This window comes from Roseibium sp. SCP15 (genome assembly GCF_040329435.1).
Classification (GTDB): domain Bacteria; phylum Pseudomonadota; class Alphaproteobacteria; order Rhizobiales; family Stappiaceae; genus Roseibium.
Genome location: NZ_JBDZYI010000002.1, coordinates 629,273 through 647,296, shown reverse-complemented (window position 1 = coordinate 647,296; position 18,024 = coordinate 629,273). Strand labels below are relative to the sequence as shown.

The window sequence follows — 18,024 nt, the reverse complement described above, 5'->3', positions numbered from 1 at the left end:
ATGGAAATTGGTAGGGACCAGCTGATCCATGGCTGTCGAAATGCGCGCCTCGCAGGCGCTGAAATTGATGCATGAGGTGAATTTGGCGTTGGTGCGCGACAGTGAACAGGACCTGTCTGCGCGCCAGTTGACGATTCTTCTCACTGTTTATCTCGAGCCGCCGCCGCACACCGTTCGCGGACTGGCGGCAAAACTGAACGTAACCAAGCCGGCGATCACGCGCGCTCTCGATACGCTCGGCAGCATGAGACTGCTGTCGCGCAAGCGCGATGAGGCCGACAAACGCAACGTGATCATCACCCGCACGGTTGAAGGTGCACTCTATCTGGAGCAGCTTGGAGACCTTGTCGTTGAAAAGGCGAGCGAACTTCCTCGCTGAGATACGATGATTGCTGGAAATGAACTTGAGCATGACCGACACACTTGACCGCCGCAGACATCCCGTTCGCAAGGACCTTGCCGCTCTTGATTATGAGGGCCGGGTCGACGCTGCGCGGTTTGCTGAAGGGGAGGTCTTCCAGATCAACTCGGACAGGATCACGATCCGGCCCGAACCGCGTCCTGACCGGTCAATCGACACCGAGGCGCTGAGAGGCGAGTGGATAACCGTCTACGAGCAGACACCGGAAGGCTGGGCCTGGGGGCAGCTGGACACCGATGGATATGTAGGCTGGTTTTCTTCAGATTGTCTGGGTCCGGTTGTGGCAGCAACACACCGGGTCCGGGCGTTACGGACCTACCGCTATCCGGGATCGGACCTGAAGTTCCCGCCGTTGGGGCTGTTGTCGCTTGGCTCCAAGGTCACCGTAACCGGTGAGGCGGAGACACGCGGCCTGAAATACGCCATTTTGAGTGACGGTTCGGCGGTGGTTGCAAAACATCTGGTGCCGGTTGACGCTCAGGAAAAGGATTGGGTTGCAGTTGCCGAAGAGCTTCTTGGAACGCCCTATCTCTGGGGTGGGCGATCCAGTCTCGGGTTGGACTGTTCCGCTCTTGTGCAACTGGCCGCACAAACGGCGGGTATCGATCTGCCCCGTGACAGCGACATGCAGGAAACCGAGGCAGGCGAAGAAATTCCGCATGACCACCCCGCAAGCCTTCAACGTGGCGATCTTCTTTTCTGGAAGGGACATGTCGGCATCATTGCCGGTGAGAACAGGCTGCTGCATGCAAACGGCTTCACGATGACTGTTGCCTACGAGCAACTTGATCAGGCGATCGAACGGATCGCGGCGACCGAGTGGGGGGCGATTACCAGGGCTCGGCGGTTGGTTGGCTGACACCCTCTGCAACGGCGTTTCGTGACACTCTCAAAGCAAAAAGCATTGTCTAACGCGTTGAATTTCTTGATTTCAGGAAGCGACAGGCGAAACAGTCTTTTCACAAGATGCTTCAGCCCTTGGGTGTAAGCGCCAACTTGGGTTCCGATGTAGAGACTTCGTCCGCGGACCCCTGAATTTCTCCAAGTTCCAGGTCTTCGATCCTGCGGCTTCGCTTGCCGATTTTGTCTGAAGAAATCAGGATCTGATCGATGTCCTTGTTTGCCTGGGCAAAGTGCGATTGAAGCTTGCCCACACGGTCGTTGAGACGGCCGACATCGGCGATCAGATGACCGACTTCCGCTTGGATAAGATGTGCCTGCTCCCGCATCTTGGCATCGCGCAGAACCGACTGGATTACCTGGATCGAGAGCATGAGAAGGGACGGGGACACGATCACGACCCGCGCCCTGTGAGCCTTCTGCACCAGGTCTTCAAAGCTTTCATTGAGCTCGGCAAAGACACTTTCCGATGGAACAAACAGGAAGGCGGTGTCCTGGGTTTCCCCAGGCAGAAGGTACTTCTCGCCAATGTCCTGAATGTGCTTTGTGAAATCCCTGCGGAACTGCGCCTGTGCGTATTTCAGCTGCTCGTCAGTCTCCGCATTGCGCAAGAGGTTAAAGGCCTCAAGCGGAAATTTTGCATCAATGGCAAGCGGTGGCGCACCATTGGGCATATGGATCAGGCAGTCCGGACGGCTGTTGTTGGAAAGGGTCGCCTGAAAGGAATAGATGCTGGGCGCCAACTGATCCTGAATGATCGCTTCCATTCGTCCTTGTCCGAAAGCGCCGCGCGTTTGCTTGTTGGCGAGGATCGCCTGCAGTTGACCGACTTGTCCGGAAAGGTCAGTGATGGTTCGTTGTGCCCTGTCGATGACAGCCAATCTCTCGTGAAGGTGTCGAAGACCGTCCTGGGAGCGTTTGCTCGCATCAGCCATGGAAAGGCCGAGTTTGTGCCCCATGCCGTCCAGCCGTTCATTGACAGCGCGCATCAGGTCGGACTGGCGGGAGCCGAACACTTCAGCCATCGTCTGCATGCGTCCCGTCATCTCGCCTTGCGATTTCAACAACTGGGAGAGATGGCTTTCGAGCTCGTGGATGCGTTCTGTTGCCGCCGTGTCGGCTTCGGCGCGCAACCGGATTTCACGCATGGTCTTGAGCACCAGCCAGACAATCAACGCCAGCAGCAGCAACCCACCCGCAATCGCGGTTTCCAGAACCGTCACCGGACGGCCACTCAACTCAAACAGGATCTCATTCATGAAACAAACATAGAACGATTCGGTATGCGAGCACATCAGCAAGGCATTTTCCAGCCGTTGAAAACCATGGCCATCCCTGTGATTTCCGCGTTGACCGGGGCCGCTTGATTGCCTATGTCAGGCGCATGACAATACGCCCGATTATCACCATTCCCGATCCGGTTCTGCGCCAGGTCTGTGCACCGATCGAAAACATCGACGCTGACACGCGTGCGCTGGCAGATGACATGCTGGAAACCATGTATGACGCTCCCGGCATTGGCCTGGCCGCCAGCCAGATCGGAATCCTGAAACGTATCTTCGTTCTGGATGTTGCCAAGGAGGATGCGCCGAAGGAACCGATGGTCTTCATCAACCCGAAGATCGTCTGGTCAAGTGATGATTTGTCCGTCTATCAGGAAGGGTGTCTGTCGATCCCGGAATATTTCGAGGATGTGGAACGGCCTGCAGAAGTGACGGTTCAATTTATGAACCGCGAGGGAAATCAGCAGGAGATCAAGGCGGACGGGTTGCTGGCAACCTGCATCCAGCATGAGCTTGACCATCTCAACGGGAAATTGTTCATTGATTACCTGTCGAAGCTGAAGCGCGACAGGGTCGTAAAGAAATTCGCCAAACAGGCAAAACTGGCCGGCAAATAGCAGGCATTGCAAAGTGGGGGCAGACGTTATGGATCAGGCATTGTTCCTGAAAATTTTTGCTGCGCTCTTTGCAATCATGAGTCCGATCGCCAATCTGCCGGTCTTTCTGGCCCTTACAGCTGATCGTGGACCCGCTTTCGAGCGAAAAGTCGCGCTGACCCTCCTCGTCAGTCTGACGATCGGTGCGGTTGTGGTCGGATTTTCCGGAGACATCATCCTGAAGGTCTTTGGCATCAGTCTGGATGCGTTCCGTCTCGCTGGTGGTTTCCTGATCCTGTTGATCTCGTTGGATCTGATCCGGGGCCAAAAGGCCCCGGCGCATCACGGCACGGCCAAGGAAAAGGAGAACATGAAATCGCAGGACAATCCAGCGATCTATCCTCTGACTGTGCCCATCCTGCTTGGGCCCGGCTCGATCTCGACAATGATCATCTTTCGAGGTCAGGTCCACAGCACTTCGCAGGAAATTGCCTATGTCGCCGGCGTTTCAGCCGCGATCGGACTGTTGATCGTGACCTTCTTCTCCGCGCCCTTTTTGTCCCGGTTCATTGGCGAAACCGCCAATAGTGTCATGAGCCGCCTGATGGGCATGATCCTTGCCGCGATTGCCATGGAAATGATGACGGACAGTCTGAAGGTCCTGTTGCCGGGATTGGCCTGAGCGATAGTGTTTCTTCCTGTCTTGTGAGGCCGCGGTCTTCCGTGCATAAGGGGCGAAACATTCGTCGCCCTTCAGGAGCGCTCAAAAAGCCTCAAGGAAACCCATGTCTCTTCGCGTTGTATTTATGGGCACCCCGGAATTTTCGGTGCCGACACTCATGGAAATCGTTGGCCAGGGTCATGATGTCGTGGCCTGTTATTCGCAGCCGCCGCGCCCGGCCGGCCGGGGCATGGATCTGAAAAAATCACCGGTGCACGAAGCGGCGGAATCGTTCGGAATTCCCGTTTTCACTCCCAAGAGCCTGAAGGGTGAGGCAGAGCAGGCTGAATTTGCCGCGTTGCAGGCTGATGTGGCCGTGGTCGTGGCCTACGGACTGTTGCTGCCGGCTGAAGTGCTGACCGCGCCGCAGTTCGGATGTTTGAACCTGCATGCGTCGATGTTGCCGCGCTGGCGTGGTGCCGCGCCGATCAACCGGGCGATCATGGCGGGCGACAAGGAAACCGCGGTTCAGGTCATGCGCATGGAGGAGGGTCTTGATACGGGGCCTGTCTGCATGTCCGAAACTGTTGCCATCGGCGAGAACATGACCGCCGGCGAACTGCATGACCGGCTTTCGGGTTTGGGCGGAGACCTGATGGTGCGTGCCCTTGCCGCTCTCTTTCGCGGCGCTTTGGGCGAACAGGTCCAGGCTGAGAATGGGGTCACCTATGCAGCAAAACTGTCCAAACAGGAGACCCGCATCGACTGGTCGAACCCGGCGGCAGACGTGCATAATCACATTCGGGGGCTTTCTCCATTTCCGGGTGCCTGGTGCGAAATGACGCTCGGCGGCAAGTCTGAGCGTGTGAAAGTTCTGCGCAGCGCAGTTGTCGACGGCGAGGGGGCACCTGGCACTGTATTGAAGGTGGAAGATGCTCCCGTCATCGCCTGCGCTTCTGGTGCAATCCGTCTGGACCAGGTTCAAAGAGCTGGAAAGAAACCTATGAGCGGTGCGGATTTCCTTCGTGGTGCTGCTCTATCTGATGGTAATGTTCTGGACTAAACTGGGCGCAGGAGAACCAAATGACTGATGCTGCTGCCAACCAGAACCTTGTTGTTCGCGATGTGACACCGGACGACGAAGCTGTAGTGCGTGACCTTGTTACTGCCGCGTTTCCCTCGGATATGGAAGCGCGCCTTGTTCATACTCTGCGTCATTGCGGTGCTCTGGTTCTGGAGCAGGTTGCCGTTGACGAACAGGCGGCAGTTGTCGGTCACGTCGCCTATAGCCGGGTGACACCTGCTGCGGTCGGTCCGGGGCATGCTCTTCAGGTTGCCTGCCTGGCTCCTGTTTCCGTTTGGCCGGACAAGCAACGTGCCGGGATCGGATCGGTCCTGATCAGGTCGTCCTTGCGAAAACTGAAAGAGCTTGGCGAAGATCTGGTTTTGGTACTCGGTCCTCCATCCTACTATCCGCGCTTTGGATTTGATCCCGTGCTGGCTCGCAAAGTGCAGGGGCCTTATGCAGGAGACGCGTTCATGGCTCTTGCCTTGACCGATACAGGCTCCAGCGACCTGCCGATTGAAGTGGCGTTTGCCACCCCATTCCAAGAATTCGAGTAATATGCCGCGATACAAGTTGACGGTGGAATATGACGGCAGACCGTTCTGTGGTTGGCAACGCCAGGCCAATGGTCCGTCGGTTCAAGCCGTGATCGAACGTGCCATCAAGGCCTTTTCCGGTGAGGAAGTCACCATAGGCGGAGCAGGGCGCACCGACACCGGGGTTCATGCGACAGGTCAAGTCTGCCACGCCGATCTTTCAAAGGCCTGGCCGGCCAAGACCGTCATGGGCGCGATGAACTTCCATTGTCAGCCGGATCCCGTGGTCATTCTTGATTGCGAAGAAATGCATGAGGGCTTTGACGCGCGTTTTTCTGCGATCCGTCGGTCCTATCGTTATCGAATTCACAATCGTTTGCCTCCACTCACTCATCAGCGCGGGTTGGCATGGCATGTTAAGCATGAGCTTGATGCAGATATCATGCATCAAGCAGCGCAGGAGTTCGTAGGACATCACGACTTCACCACGTTCCGGCATTCGCGCTGCCAGGCGAAAAGTCCGGAAAAGACGCTGGAAAATTTTTCGGTCTTTCGTGAGGGAGAGTTCGTTGTCGCGGAGTGTTCTTCACGATCATTCCTGCACAATCAGGTCCGTTCGATGGTCGGGACACTGAGGCTGGTCGGGGAAGGCAAGTGGGGGCTTGGCGACATCTCAAAAGCCCTTGCAGCCCGCGACCGCAAGGCTTGTGGCCCGGTTGCCCCGGCCGACGGTCTTTACCTGACGCGTGTCGACTATCGACCGGCACAGGTCGACATTGACTCGCTGGCAGACTGGCAGGACCGGAAGGCAGCTTTGGCGGCTATTGACGAGAGTGAAGAATGATTCCTCGGCCGGAACAGGCCATGGAAAGCGTCCGTACGCTGCGCCAGAATTCCTGACTGACCTACGCTGCGTGGTTTCGCGGTCTAAAATCTCATTCACATAGCATTGGTAACTCAATCTTGAATGCCGATGAATTTTGGCGGATCAAGTCCTGACTTTGCAGGCAGACTTGGTCGGTCTCGGAAATGTTACCTGATGTGTGCGGTGCGACATAATTGCGCTTCTACCTGTTGCCGAAGCGAGCAATCAGGTCCGCTTTGCCTCAGAGACTTATGAAATACAACCGTCTCGACCCCCCTGATAAATCCACGCCGCTGATGGATTTTCCCAAGAAAACTGGGGTTTTGAGGCGCCAGTCCGAATGGCATCAAACATAGCTTGATGCCAGGCGATCCCTTATCTAAGCGGCATAAGCGTTGCGGCGGAGGCTATTTCAAGGTTCCCGCGCTTGCCTGCAAAAAATTGAAAGGGAGATGGAAATTCTGTTTTCACTCCCCATATCAGCGGCAATCAATCCCACCCAAATTCCTACACTTGTTAGACGGATGAAAGCGCAGGCGGTTTTCCGACATCGCGTTTGTACATTTGGACAAATAGACGTTTATACAATTTGACAAACGAATCGTTTGAGTCTAATTGTTGCCTCAACATTCAGTCCTACCAATGAAACAGGTGTATTCAAGCATCGGCTCGTTACACGCGAGCTGAAGTATATCTGATAAAAATTATAAGTATTCAGATGTTGTGAACTCTGGCTGTCAATCTGACGCCGGAGCGATTGTGTTTGTCTCAATTTTTTAAAAAATCCTTTAAAAACAATGTGTTGCAAAAATATGACTCAAAAAATCAATGTTCTTGAGTGGGTGTGTTCGGGGTTGAAAGTACGAGGCGGAATTGTTTTCTATTGGCAAGGCAGGCAAGTAAATTAAGTTGAACTCGATTGAGTCGAGGAAAAATTAAGAGATGACGACAAGTTGCTAGGATTAGTGTCGTTCACTTGGTTGCTGGTGCAGATTAAAACTTGGAGAAAACTATGACTTTCAAGAGCTTGATGCTCGGCGCTGCAGCAGCTGCTGCCGCTACAACCGCCCAGGCAGCCGACCTTCCGGTTGCTCCGGAGCCGGTCGACTACGTTCGCGTCTGTGACGCATACGGCGCACGCTTCTACTACATCCCGGGCACCGAAACCTGCCTGCGCGTAGGTGGCCGTGTTCGTACCCAGGTTGTCGTCAACAACGTTCTGGACAACGACAGCAGCCCGTGGGGAAATCGTGATGAAGACGGTTACTCATGGCTGGCTCGTGGTTACCTGTACCTCGATGCTCGTACCGCTACCGAATTCGGTACCCTGCGTTCCTACATCGCTATGTACGGTTCTTCCACGAACGGCGACAACTCTTCCTTCACGCTGGACAACGCATACATCCAGTGGGGCGGTCTGACCGCCGGTCGTCTGACTTCCAACTTCGACATCTTCACCGGTCAGGCATTCATCGGTGTTGTTGATCGTGACTGGTCCGACGTAACCACCAACCAGATCGCCTACACCGCTGCCTTCGGCAACGGCTTCTCCGCAACCATCGCCCTGGAAGATCGTTCTTCCCGTGAATATGGTGATTACGGCGGAACCCGTGCTCCGGACGCAGTCGTTGCTCTTGGTGTTTCCCAGGGTTGGGGTTCCGCACAGCTGTCCGGTGCTCTGCACCAGGTCTACCCGGATGTTGCCAACAACAACGCGACTTCGGGTGAAGACAACCTCGGTTGGGCAATCGGCGGTGGTGCTGTCATCAACCTGCCGTTCGCCAACTCCGGCTCGAACATCTTCTTCCAGGGCTTCTACGCCGACGGTGCTCTTGCCTACATCACCACCTATGACGGTGTTGCAGACTACAACGGCGACGACACCTCAACCGGTTACTCCCTGTCCGCTGGTGCTTACATCCAGGCAACGTCCACCATCGGACTTGCACTTGATGGTTCCTACGCCGATATCGATGCTGCAGCAGGTCTCAACGACGTGACCCGTTACGCAATCGACGGTTCCGTTCAGTGGGAGCCGGTCTCCGGTTTCGTTCTCGGTGCTGACGTCGGCTATGCAAACGTTGATGTCGACACTCAAGGCGACACCGACGAACTGCTCTTCGGCGTTCGTATGCAGAGAACGTTCTAATTGTCAGCGAACCACTGACAGCGGTCATCTGACCTCCTTGACCTCTAGTCAGTCAGCGGCCCGGCAGGCTCCAATCTGCCGGGCCGTCCCCTTTTTGCAAGGGGCCCTGCAGTTCAAAGATCAGGCAATGTGGAGGGAGTTGTTTGAAAAGCGTCTGACTTGCGCCTAGGCTTTCACGCTGTTTTCGATAAGTTGTCTTAAAGTCGCGTAGGTTTGACGGACCTGCTCGAGATTCACGACGCTTTTTTTCATGTGATCGAATGAAAAAATGACGAAATTGCACAGGTCAGTGTATGTGGTCGATCCCAGCCGCAACCTGTTCTCAAACGGTTTCAGAACGTCACTGATCGCATTGTTGTAGATCGTCATGATGCTGTTTTTCTTCTCAACATCGAAGCTTTCGATCACCTGCATGATTTCCTCTCGGTGAGGTACCTGCAGAATCACCTGGCATGGTTCGAGGGCCAGATACTTGAACGCGATGTCCAATCGTTTTCCGATATCGTCCAAACCGGAGCATTCTTCGGCAACGGCATGAGCTGACGTTTCCGCAAGATGCCTCAGCGCGCCGTAAATCAGCTCTTCCTTCCCATCATAAGCATTGTAGAGTGATTGCCGCGCAACGCCTGCAGCGTTTGCTATCTCGCTCATTGTGGTCTTTTTGACGCCATAATGAGAAAAAAGCTGGAGTGCGGTTTCTACGATCTTGATATCACGCTCATTCATACCTACGTGATATTGTTTATGCGTGTGCCTGTCAATTTTTTGGACGAGAGCACAGGGTTCGTCCATTTGCACAACGTGTCGGGACCTGAAACGGCAGCAAATCAGGCGATAAAGTCGCCCAATCTTGGTGCCCGGAAGGTTGAGGAAGTATCAGAAGCACTGGCGATGAAGATCGCCGAATCGCTTGCCCTCCCAATGACTAAGCTTAAACGGCCCGTCCGGCTGGCGCCAGATCGGTCGGTGGCAATTCTGCGTTGCCGCCACCGGAACCGACCAAACACACAGTCCCGGACAATCTTTGTCCTAACCGATGTCTTCCTTCGGCAGTGACACGCACTTGCGATAGAGATGCCAGGTCGTGTGACCGAGGATTGGCAGCGTGATGATGAGGCCGATAAAGGCCGGTACGATTGAGACGAGCAGCACAGCTGTCACGACCAGGGCCCAGCCGATCATTGGAATAGGGGAGGTGACGACAGCACGCACGCTGGTGATCATTGCCGTGATGAAATCCCTGTCGTCTTCCAGGAGCAGGGGAAAGGAAACGACGGTCAACGAAAACAGAATCAGGGACAGGACCGCTCCAACCACGTGACCGACAGCCAGGAACATCAATCCTTCCGGTGTCGTGACGATGGTGTTCAGGAATTCCTCAAACGAAGCGAAGGAGCGGAAACCGAGAAACAGCGCCAGGAGCAGACGAACCTGGTACATCCACATGATCTGGATAAAAAGAACGACAAACGCCATCCAGGAAAGTTCGCGCCCCTTTTGTGCCCACATGGTCCCGAGGATCTCGGACCAGGACAGAGCAGCCCCGGTTTCCAGGCGGCGGCTGACCTCGTAGAGGCCCACAGCTGCGAAAGGACCGATGAGCACAAATCCGGCTGCAGCAGGGTAGGAAAGGTAGCTCATGTTCAGCGCAGCCGCGCTCAAAATGACGAACAGGCCACCAAAGGCAAAAAGAGCACCAATACACAGACCATAGACCGGCGCTTTCCGGAAATCGGAAAGTCCTGCCGCTAGGGCGTCGATGACATCATTGACGCTGATCTTGTTGACGTGCGGCATTGGCCGCAAACCGCCGTTTGTGGGTGTTCCCGTATCCGTTGAAGTCGAATTGTTGTCGCTCATCCTTCAGCTTCCTCCCAAAAGCCAATTGAAGATCTGCTTCCTGCAGAAGAACAACCTTAGCGAATTCCACGCAGGTTACTCAATGCGCAGAAGGACTTACATCTCATCAATCTCAATTATACCACGGCACGGGAGCTGCGATGGCGTCCCGGTGCTGGCTGGTGAGCTAAATGCGTGTTGCCTTGAAAAAGAGGGAAGCAGATCTCTTGCCGCCATTTGCCGGATTTTTTGCAGGGCCTAGCGCTCGTAGTGGAAAATGTGCCGGGAGACCGGATAGGTCCGGCCTCCCGGGAAGCGGCGTTTCTATCCGGTACTTCCGGCTGGTTTTGGTTCGTCCGCGGCAGCGGCGGCCGCCGCGGCGGCGGTAAGCGCCTCTTTCTGGTTCTCGTCCAGCTTGGCATTTTCAGGAAGCTGAACCCGAACTTCCTTCCGGGCAAATTGAATGCCGTTTTCTTCAAACGCTTTTTGAACGCGTTTGTAAATTTCCTTGCGCACGCCGAACTGTTTGCCGGGTTTGGTGGTGAACTTGCCGCGCACCACAATGCCGACATCGTCGACATCCGCAACGCCCTGTCCCTTGAAGGGGGCCAGGATATCCTCCTGAAACTCCTCCATTTCCATGATTTCCTGACCGATGCGCTTGAAGAGTTTGCGGACCTTCTCGACATCTGTGTCGAACGGCACGGTGAACTTGAGCTTCATGATCACCCAGTCGCGGGAAAGGTTTGTGAGCTTCGGGATTTCACCATAGGGCACGATATGCACGGCGCCGCGTGTCCCGCGCAGTTGCAGCGAGCGAATGGAGATCTTCTCGATGGTTCCTTGCGTTCCGCCGGTGTCGATAAACTCGCCAAGGCGGAATGCGTCATCCATCAGGAAGAAAATCCCCGAAACGACATCACGCACCAGTGTCTGCGCGCCAAAACCGACAGCCAGACCGACAACGCCGGCACCGGCAAGAAGCGGTGTGATGTTGACACCGAGCTGGCTCAGCGCCAGCAGGCCGGTCAGTGTGAGGATCGTGATCTGCAGAACGATGCGAACCAGCGGCAGAATGGTTGCCATACGGGACTTGCCGGCACCACCCATCTCCGCGTCGTCATCCTGCTCGACGGTGGGAGGTGAGTCCTTTGCAAGCTGGTGGGCAACCCAAAGGTTGGTGACTTCCCAGGCGAGATAACCTGCAGCCAGGATCAGCAGGAAAATCACGGTGCTTCGCGCAACTTCCGAACCGTCATTGGCACCAAGAGCGAGCAGGTTCAGGCCGTAGATGCGTCCGACAAGGAAAACCAGAAATGCCAGCAGAGTGACGCGAGCTATCCGGACATAGCTGTGCCGGGTCTGCATGTGAGCAGCTTCCGCCACCGGTCCTTCGCCCTGCATCGGCGGTACGATATGCGAAACGATGCCGCGAACCATCGTGTCGAGAAACGGTGCGAACACCACGAGGATGATCACAGCGAACGACCGGCCCGCTGTCAGTGCCTCGACGCCCATGCTGGTGGCGATCTGCACCAGCAGCCAGTTGAAGGCAATGAACACCATGGAGAAGTAGGGCCAGAAATGCGCCATGCGCTCCAGACCGCTTGTCGGTTCTGTATCGTCACCGAGGATGATGCTGGTCAGGCCGTGGCGGGCTTTCCAGATCACTGCGATGATCCATGCGTTCACTCCGAAGCCGATGAAGAAGCGGAAGGTTCCCCCCACATCGTTTCCGGAGGCATGCATGACGTTGCGCAGGAAGAAAGCGATGCCGACGATGGTGAACAGCGTTGTGAAACTGCGGTAGAGCGATTTGGCGGTCGCGTCATCCGCCGTCACAAGCCTGAGTTCACGACGATGCGGCGCCAGTGCAAAACGCAGAAGCGCGGCAACCAGGCGCGGCATGAACACGATCCAGAAAACGGCCTGAAGCGATAGCTCTTGAGCGGCTGGGTTAAAAACAGCCACCCGGCCGACAACGAGGGCAACGATTGCGAACACGATCAGGCCGCCGAGATCGAGTCCAGCGCGTGTCGACACGAGTTTAACTGTCTCAAAAAGGCTTTCAGGAGTGCGGTTCTTGATCGTCTCGCGCCGCGAAGTTGCGAACCGGTTGACGAGGAACTCCGCAGCAAAACCAGCTGCCAGGATCAGGGCAATGGAGCCGGCCAGAATATGGATCGGACCTGCAATCGTGCCGGAAAAGAGGGCGGCGATACTGGCGAAGATGCCCGTGAACAGACCGGGCAGGTTCAGAAAATGTCCGACGCTCGCCGAACCGAAATCGGAAAGTGCCGTTCTTACCTGGTCGATGAAGCCAGGTCCCTGCGCGACGGGCTGCACATCCTGTCGCGCTGCGGCGCTTTGCTGCAGCAGGGTCATCAGGTCCGTCAGAGCTTCAACCTGTTCGGGGTCGAGATCTGAAACCAGTTTCTCCATCGCTTCTGGCTGCAAGGCGGTGGGAAGGTTGGAAGTGGTGTCCTGAGCAATTGCGGGTGCGGCCAACAAGGCCAGGAAACTGAGAATTAGTGTGAATACACAGGAGATAAAGGATTTTCTCCAGACACCGGTCATTGACGAGCCCCCTCGGCGGTGTTGAATCGTATAACCCTTAATAGACACGCTCGGCGCGTAAAATCCAACAAAATAACCTCGCGGCAATTTGGTGCGGTTGGAAGCTTTGCCGGCATGGATGCCCGTCCAGCTGAGCCCCTCTGCAAATTGAAGGCAAGACGGACCTTGATCCGGACCGCTTATGCGTCTACCTCCTTGCCAGAACAATCATAGTGAGCAGGATTGAATGAATACGCCTCCGCAGAGTGCGAATATTTCACCCGGGCCGGTTTGGGCCCTGCTGAGCCCGATCGGTCGCCTCGGCCGTCAACCTTATTGGCTGAGCTTTGCCTTCGTCTGGGTCATCATCGGCATTTCGATCCGGCTTTGGTTCATCTCGGTGCCTGAGCTGCCGACGCCTGAGGATGTCACGGCCGGGGCGTTCATGGAGTCCAATCCACTTTTTCCGATCCTGTTTTTCGTCCTGCAGTGGTTTGAGCTGGCACTCGTCATAAAGCGCCTTCAGGACATCGGGCATAGCGGGTTCTGGGCGTTGCTCATCTTCGTGCCCTTCCTGAACCTGATCATGGTGTTTTTTGTTGGCTTCGCCCCGAGCCAGGCAGAACCCAACCGCCATGGCCCGCTGCCCAACAGCTATTGGCGCAAGAGCTGAAGCTGCTTCGCATTAATTCAAACATAAGCAACAACGAAAGCTGATCCGACATGCCTTCTTCCGCAGTGACCATCGCCCAGGACCTGATCCGTTGTCCTTCCGTCACACCGGCAGAGGGCGGGGCGCTGTCCACGTTGGAAAAGATCCTGAGCGAAGCGGGCTTTGCTGTCTCTCGCGTGACATTTCAGGATGAAGATACTCCGGACGTGGAGAACCTGTTTGCCACAATCGGTTCCGGAAGCCCGCATTTCGTTTTTGCCGGCCATACCGATGTTGTTCCGGCCGGGGCGGTAGGCGACTGGACCCATGGCCCATTCGAAGGAACAATTTCAGACGGGGTTCTTTACGGTCGCGGCGCGGTCGACATGAAGGGTGGTATCGCTGCTTTTGCTGCGGCGGCTCTCGAGTTTGTCGGTGAAACCGGACCGGAATTCGGTGGCACCATTTCATTTCTGATCACCGGTGACGAAGAAGGCCCGGCCGTCAACGGTACGGTGAAGCTGCTGGAATGGGCCACAGCTGAGGGACATGAGTTTGACGCCTGCATTGTCGGTGAACCCACGAATCCTGAAAAGCTCGGCGATGCCATCAAGGTGGGTCGTCGTGGGTCGCTCTCCGGTATCGTGACCGTGTCCGGTGTTCAGGGGCATGCCGCTTATCCGCATCTGGCCAATAATCCGATTCCAGGTCTTGTCCGACTGATGGCGGCTCTCGATGCGCTGGAACTCGATCAGGGCAACGAGCGGTTCCAGCCTTCCAATCTGGAAATCGTGACGGTGGACGTCGGCAACCCGGCTTTTAACGTTATCCCCGCCCATGCCGAATTCCGCTTCAACATCCGCTACAACGATGAATGGACGCTGGAGAGCCTGAGAGGGAAAATCCTTGAGACGCTGGAATCCGTCGACCTCGGCGATCTGAAGCTGGACATCCAGTTCAAGCGCGATGCCAGCGAGTCTTTCCTCACCAGGGATGAGACGCTGATCGCTGCCCTGGGGAGCGCCGTGCAGGCCGAGACCGAGCGCACGCCGGAGCTATCAACCGGCGGCGGCACGTCTGACGCCCGTTTCATCAAAAACTATTGCCCTGTGGTGGAATTCGGGTTGGTCGGTCAGACAATGCACAAGGTGGATGAGTGCGTTGCAATTGCGGATCTTGATCAACTTGCTGCAATCTATAAACGATTCTTGTTGAGCTATTTCTCAAAAGACGTGTAGCGTTGACCTGAAATGACGGGAGCGGCGTGAACTTGATCACTATGAGTGAAATCCGCGCGGCACTGGATGGTTCCATGCTGCTGCTGCGCAACCGCCCGGAAGGCATGTCGTTTTTCGATCAGTCCATTCAGGGCTTCTGGCGGTCGTTCGGGGTTGTATTTTTATTGTTGCCGGTGGCTCTGGTCAGCGGTCTTGCCGAGAAGCAGTTTTACTTTTCGGAAAATCTCTATCATCCGGAAGGTTTTCCCGACAGCGCGTTCTGGACAGCCCAGCTTTTCGGCTTGGGAATAGACTGGATTGCGTTGCCGCTTATTTTGGCGGCGCTTGCGGTACCAATCGGAATTTCGCACCGATACGTTCCGTTCATTGTGGTACGAAACTGGACCAGTGTGCTCGCGTCCATCCCGTATCTGATCACGTATCTTCTGTTCCTGCTCGGACTCATTCCGCCGGGGATTGCGGTTCTGCTCTCGTTCTCCTGTCTGGTCGCCGTGCTCTGGTACCGGTTCCTGGTAGCGCGGATTGCGTTGCAGGCAACAATCAGCCTCGCAATCGGGGTCGTTGTTCTCGACATACTCCTGACACTGGTCATCTCCCAGCTTGTCGGCATCATGTGGGGCGCATGAAAAACCCCGCCACGAAGGGCGGGGTTCGTAAATGCCATACTATTGCTGTAAGGGTCAGTCGCGCAGCAGCTCGTTGATGCCCGTCTTGGAGCGGGTCTTTTCGTCAACGGTCTTCACGATCACCGCGCAGTAGAGGTTCGGTGCGGCTTCACCGTTGCCCATAAGGCTTGAAGTCGGCATGGAGCCGGCGACAACGACGGAGTAGGGCGGGATTTCGCCATAAGAGATCTCGCCGGTCATGCGGTTCACAATGCGGGTCGACTGGCCGATGTAAACACCCATGCCGAGAACGGAGCCTTCGCGAACGATACAGCCCTCGACAACTTCAGAACGGGCACCGATGAAGCAGTTGTCTTCGATGATGACGGGACCCGCCTGCAGCGGCTCCAGAACGCCGCCAATGCCGACACCGCCGGACAGGTGCACATTCTTGCCGATCTGCGCGCAGGAACCGACGGTGGCCCAGGTATCGACCATCGTGCCTTCATCCACATAAGCGCCAAGGTTGACGAAGGACGGCATCAGGACAACACCCTTGCCGATAAATGCGGACCGGCGCACGGTGCAGTTGGGCACAGCGCGGAAGCCGGCTTTCTCGAAGTCCATACCGCCCCAGCCATCGAATTTGGACGCCACCTTGTCCCACCATGTCGCCTGACCGGGGCCACCCTTGATGACTTCCATCGGGTTCAAACGGAAGGACAGGAGAACGGCTTTCTTGGCCCACTGATTGACAGACCAGTCACCGTCCTTCTTTTCGGCAACCCGCAGTTCGCCGCGGTCCAGCAGGTTCAGGGTGGTTTCGACTGCGTCACGGATTTCGCCGGTCGTCGTTGTTCCGATGGAGTCGCGATCCTCGAAAGCTGCGTCGACGATCTTGGACAGGGAGGCGAGATCTTGGGTCATCTGGTTGAGGGTCTCCGGGGTTAATAAATCATGGCGGACCTAAGCCGTAGGGCCAACCACTGTCAAGCGCCGTAGGGCCTCAAGGCGTTCTGATAGCGTCATCGATGCTCACCGCCGAGTGCAGGGCGCGAGCTGACAAGGGGCAAATGAGAAGAAAATTGATTGAGGAAATATAAAATATCAGATGAAGTATTGGTGATTTTAAGGGCGTCGTAGGGTGGTATGATGATGAAAAATCAAATAAACACCTTGAGAGTTGTCCCATGGAATTGTGGATCCCCATAACTGTATTTGCCGCTTTCTGCCAGAACTTGCGAACGGCGATGCAGAAACACCTAAAGGGGAAACTCGGGACGACCGGAGCAACTTTCATCCGCTTTGGGTATGGCGTCCCCTTCGCAATCCTTTATGCGATCATCCTGCATCTGGTGTTCAAACATCCGGTTCCCGATCTCAATGCCACATTGCTGGTCGCCGGTGCCCTGGGTGGCCTGGCGCAGATATTCGGGACTTTTCTGCTGGTTTATCTGTTTTCCTTTCGCAACTTTGCCGTCGGCACAGCTTATTCCAAGACGGAACCCATCCAGGCGGCCTTGTTCGGATCAATCGTGCTTGGGGAGCACGTTTCACCAGCTGCCGCGGTCTGTATCGTCGTCGGGATCGTCGGCGTGATTGTCATCACCCTGGCGCGTACGCCCCTGACACTGACGGCAGTCCGCTCATCTTTGATCGGGCGTCCTGCCTTGATCGGTCTGGCTTCCGCAGCCTTTTTCGGAGCGTCCGCTGTTGCCTATCGCATTGCGTCCTTGTCGCTGGAGGGAACGGAAATTCCCATGCAGGCCGCCTGCGCGCTTGTTTATGCCACGCTGTTTCAAACCGTAGTGATGTCTGGCTGGATGGCAGTTCGTGAGCCGAAGGAATTGATTGCGAGCCTCAGGGAATGGCGAAGCGCCATCTGGGTGGGCGCGTCGGGCGTTGCCGGTTCGATCGGCTGGTTCACCGCGATGACGCTTCAGAATGTCGCCTATGTGCGCGCGCTGGCTCAGGTTGAGCTGGTCTTCACCTTTCTGGCATCCTGGCTGGTGTTCAAGGAAGTGATTGTGAAGTCAGAGATCATCGGTTGTACGCTGATCATTGCAGCCGTACTCGGTATCATTCTGCTGCGTTAAGGCTGCGTTGATAAAAATTCTGTCAAAGTCAGACACGTTGCCTGTCGACTTTGATCGCCTGATTGAGAGAATGCATATGATCCGTTTTGTCGTGCTGCTTTTTACCCATGGAGCGGTGCTCGCGATCGGCTTCGCGTTAGGTATCTATTTCCTGCCTATTCTGACTGCACCGGAGTCCCCGGACACAGCCATGCTGCAACAGCAGGCGCAAAACGCACTCTACTCGGCAGAATTCGAGCGGGAGCTCAGGGGCAGTGACTTTTTGCACTGGGGAGAAGGCACAGTCAGCATTTCACCTGCGAAGATCGTCCATCAGGGCAATCTGGCACCAGGACCGGACTACAAGGTTTATCTCGTCAGCGAGTTTGTCGAACATGAAGACGAGTTTCTGCCGCTGAAGGAAAACTCGGTCTTGATCGGCGATGTTAAAACCTTCGATGGTTTCCTGCTTGATGTGCCGGAAAACGTGGACATCGAAGAATACACGACCGTACTCGTGTGGTGTGAGACGTTTGGGGAATTCATCACCGCGGCCAAGTACCGTTGATGACAGGCCGGCTT

At 55.8% G+C, this 18,024-nt stretch carries 18 protein-coding genes; 13 read left to right on the top strand and 5 right to left on the bottom strand.

From position 1 onward, the window contains the following. The first annotated feature begins 28 nt into the window (after positions 1–28). Together ABLO27_RS10380 and ABLO27_RS10375 are read left to right on the top strand one after the other, a co-directional pair. Entirely contained in the window at positions 29–379 is a 351-nt protein-coding gene (locus ABLO27_RS10380; RefSeq protein WP_353032644.1) for a MarR family transcriptional regulator, read from the top strand. Positions 380–410: 31 nt separating this feature from the next. Then, complete coding sequence (locus ABLO27_RS10375) at positions 411–1,280, top strand: C40 family peptidase (RefSeq protein WP_353032643.1); 870 nt, start codon at positions 411–413, stop codon at positions 1,278–1,280. A gap of 112 nt (positions 1,281–1,392) precedes the next feature. On the opposite strand, the gene ABLO27_RS10370 is transcribed toward ABLO27_RS10375, so the two are convergent. Further along, positions 1,393–2,580: a DNA recombination protein RmuC gene (locus tag ABLO27_RS10370; RefSeq protein WP_353032642.1), complete on the bottom strand. Its 1,188-nt coding sequence runs from the start codon at positions 2,578–2,580 to the stop codon at positions 1,393–1,395. A gap of 125 nt (positions 2,581–2,705) precedes the next feature. On the opposite strand from ABLO27_RS10370, the gene def reads away from it, so the two are divergent. From def to ABLO27_RS10340, 6 genes are all read left to right on the top strand, one after another. Further along, positions 2,706–3,221, top strand: coding sequence for a peptide deformylase (gene def / locus ABLO27_RS10365; RefSeq protein ID WP_353032640.1), 516 nt, complete (start codon positions 2,706–2,708; stop codon positions 3,219–3,221). A gap of 28 nt (positions 3,222–3,249) precedes the next feature. Further along, positions 3,250–3,882: a MarC family protein gene (locus ABLO27_RS10360; RefSeq protein WP_353032636.1), complete on the top strand. Its 633-nt coding sequence runs from the start codon at positions 3,250–3,252 to the stop codon at positions 3,880–3,882. A 103-nt stretch (positions 3,883–3,985) separates the two neighbouring features. Continuing rightward, positions 3,986–4,924, top strand: a complete 939-nt coding sequence (gene fmt / locus ABLO27_RS10355; RefSeq protein ID WP_353032634.1) for a methionyl-tRNA formyltransferase — start codon at positions 3,986–3,988, stop codon at positions 4,922–4,924. A 20-nt stretch (positions 4,925–4,944) separates the two neighbouring features. After that, positions 4,945–5,484: a GNAT family N-acetyltransferase gene (locus ABLO27_RS10350; protein ID WP_353032632.1), complete on the top strand. Its 540-nt coding sequence runs from the start codon at positions 4,945–4,947 to the stop codon at positions 5,482–5,484. Between the two features lies 1 nt (position 5,485). Then, complete coding sequence (gene truA / locus ABLO27_RS10345; protein WP_353032630.1) at positions 5,486–6,307, top strand: tRNA pseudouridine(38-40) synthase TruA; 822 nt, start codon at positions 5,486–5,488, stop codon at positions 6,305–6,307. Positions 6,308–7,340: 1,033 nt separating this feature from the next. Next, positions 7,341–8,477, top strand: a complete 1,137-nt coding sequence (locus ABLO27_RS10340; protein WP_353032628.1) for a porin — start codon at positions 7,341–7,343, stop codon at positions 8,475–8,477. Positions 8,478–8,642: 165 nt separating this feature from the next. Here ABLO27_RS10340 and ABLO27_RS10335 read toward each other — a convergent pair whose 3' ends face one another. The 3 genes from ABLO27_RS10335 to ABLO27_RS10325 form a co-directional block, all read right to left on the bottom strand. Next, the gene (locus ABLO27_RS10335) at positions 8,643–9,269 is read right to left on the bottom strand and encodes a TetR/AcrR family transcriptional regulator (protein ID WP_353033503.1); all 627 of its coding nucleotides are present in this window, start codon (positions 9,267–9,269) and stop codon (positions 8,643–8,645) included. Positions 9,270–9,506: 237 nt separating this feature from the next. Next, entirely contained in the window at positions 9,507–10,337 is an 831-nt protein-coding gene (locus tag ABLO27_RS10330) for a DUF2189 domain-containing protein (protein ID WP_353032626.1), read from the bottom strand. Between the two features lie 303 nt (positions 10,338–10,640). Next, positions 10,641–12,893, bottom strand: a complete 2,253-nt coding sequence (locus ABLO27_RS10325; RefSeq protein ID WP_353032624.1) for a mechanosensitive ion channel family protein — start codon at positions 12,891–12,893, stop codon at positions 10,641–10,643. A gap of 226 nt (positions 12,894–13,119) precedes the next feature. On the opposite strand from ABLO27_RS10325, the gene ABLO27_RS10320 reads away from it, so the two are divergent. Genes ABLO27_RS10320 through ABLO27_RS10310 form a run of 3 tightly spaced genes read left to right on the top strand, consistent with a single transcriptional unit; the run spans position 13,120 to position 15,388 of the window. Continuing rightward, positions 13,120–13,545 (top strand): DUF805 domain-containing protein, encoded by a 426-nt coding sequence (locus tag ABLO27_RS10320; RefSeq protein WP_353032622.1) that lies wholly within the window; start codon positions 13,120–13,122, stop codon positions 13,543–13,545. A gap of 50 nt (positions 13,546–13,595) precedes the next feature. Beyond that, a complete protein-coding gene (gene dapE, locus ABLO27_RS10315; RefSeq protein ID WP_353032620.1) occupies positions 13,596–14,762 on the top strand; it encodes a succinyl-diaminopimelate desuccinylase in 1,167 nt (388 codons plus the stop codon). A gap of 26 nt (positions 14,763–14,788) precedes the next feature. Further along, positions 14,789–15,388, top strand: coding sequence for a hypothetical protein (locus tag ABLO27_RS10310; RefSeq protein WP_353032618.1), 600 nt, complete (start codon positions 14,789–14,791; stop codon positions 15,386–15,388). A 54-nt stretch (positions 15,389–15,442) separates the two neighbouring features. Here the strand turns inward: ABLO27_RS10310 and dapD are convergent, their stop codons facing one another. Beyond that, positions 15,443–16,294, bottom strand: a complete 852-nt coding sequence (gene dapD / locus ABLO27_RS10305; protein WP_353032616.1) for a 2,3,4,5-tetrahydropyridine-2,6-dicarboxylate N-succinyltransferase — start codon at positions 16,292–16,294, stop codon at positions 15,443–15,445. 263 nt (positions 16,295–16,557) lie between these two features. Between dapD and ABLO27_RS10300 the strand changes: the two genes are divergently transcribed. Then, positions 16,558–17,463: an EamA family transporter gene (locus ABLO27_RS10300; protein WP_353032614.1), complete on the top strand. Its 906-nt coding sequence runs from the start codon at positions 16,558–16,560 to the stop codon at positions 17,461–17,463. Positions 17,464–17,539: 76 nt separating this feature from the next. Further along, on the top strand, positions 17,540–18,010 hold the full coding sequence (locus ABLO27_RS10295) for a DM13 domain-containing protein (protein ID WP_353032612.1): 471 nt from the start codon (positions 17,540–17,542) through the stop codon (positions 18,008–18,010). The last annotated feature ends 14 nt before the right edge of the window (positions 18,011–18,024 follow it).

What these genes read in the sequence shown, in the direction of transcription:
- ABLO27_RS10375 (WP_353032643.1), top strand. Translation starts at nt 411, where the DNA reads ATGACCGACACACTTGACCGCCGCAGACATCCCGTTCGCAAGGACCTT.
- def (WP_353032640.1), top strand. Translation starts at nt 2,706, where the DNA reads ATGACAATACGCCCGATTATCACCATTCCCGATCCGGTTCTGCGCCAG.
- ABLO27_RS10295 (WP_353032612.1), top strand. Translation starts at nt 17,540, where the DNA reads ATGATCCGTTTTGTCGTGCTGCTTTTTACCCATGGAGCGGTGCTCGCG.
- ABLO27_RS10350 (WP_353032632.1), top strand. Translation starts at nt 4,945, where the DNA reads ATGACTGATGCTGCTGCCAACCAGAACCTTGTTGTTCGCGATGTGACA.
- ABLO27_RS10300 (WP_353032614.1), top strand. Translation starts at nt 16,558, where the DNA reads ATGGAATTGTGGATCCCCATAACTGTATTTGCCGCTTTCTGCCAGAAC.
- ABLO27_RS10325 (WP_353032624.1), bottom strand. Translation starts at nt 12,893, where the DNA reads ATGACCGGTGTCTGGAGAAAATCCTTTATCTCCTGTGTATTCACACTA.
- fmt (WP_353032634.1), top strand. Translation starts at nt 3,986, where the DNA reads ATGTCTCTTCGCGTTGTATTTATGGGCACCCCGGAATTTTCGGTGCCG.
- ABLO27_RS10370 (WP_353032642.1), bottom strand. Translation starts at nt 2,580, where the DNA reads ATGAATGAGATCCTGTTTGAGTTGAGTGGCCGTCCGGTGACGGTTCTG.
- ABLO27_RS10340 (WP_353032628.1), top strand. Translation starts at nt 7,341, where the DNA reads ATGACTTTCAAGAGCTTGATGCTCGGCGCTGCAGCAGCTGCTGCCGCT.
- dapD (WP_353032616.1), bottom strand. Translation starts at nt 16,294, where the DNA reads ATGACCCAAGATCTCGCCTCCCTGTCCAAGATCGTCGACGCAGCTTTC.
- dapE (WP_353032620.1), top strand. Translation starts at nt 13,596, where the DNA reads ATGCCTTCTTCCGCAGTGACCATCGCCCAGGACCTGATCCGTTGTCCT.
- ABLO27_RS10380 (WP_353032644.1), top strand. Translation starts at nt 29, where the DNA reads ATGGCTGTCGAAATGCGCGCCTCGCAGGCGCTGAAATTGATGCATGAG.
- ABLO27_RS10330 (WP_353032626.1), bottom strand. Translation starts at nt 10,337, where the DNA reads ATGAGCGACAACAATTCGACTTCAACGGATACGGGAACACCCACAAAC.
- ABLO27_RS10360 (WP_353032636.1), top strand. Translation starts at nt 3,250, where the DNA reads ATGGATCAGGCATTGTTCCTGAAAATTTTTGCTGCGCTCTTTGCAATC.
- ABLO27_RS10320 (WP_353032622.1), top strand. Translation starts at nt 13,120, where the DNA reads ATGAATACGCCTCCGCAGAGTGCGAATATTTCACCCGGGCCGGTTTGG.
- ABLO27_RS10335 (WP_353033503.1), bottom strand. Translation starts at nt 9,269, where the DNA reads ATGGACGAACCCTGTGCTCTCGTCCAAAAAATTGACAGGCACACGCAT.
- truA (WP_353032630.1), top strand. Translation starts at nt 5,486, where the DNA reads ATGCCGCGATACAAGTTGACGGTGGAATATGACGGCAGACCGTTCTGT.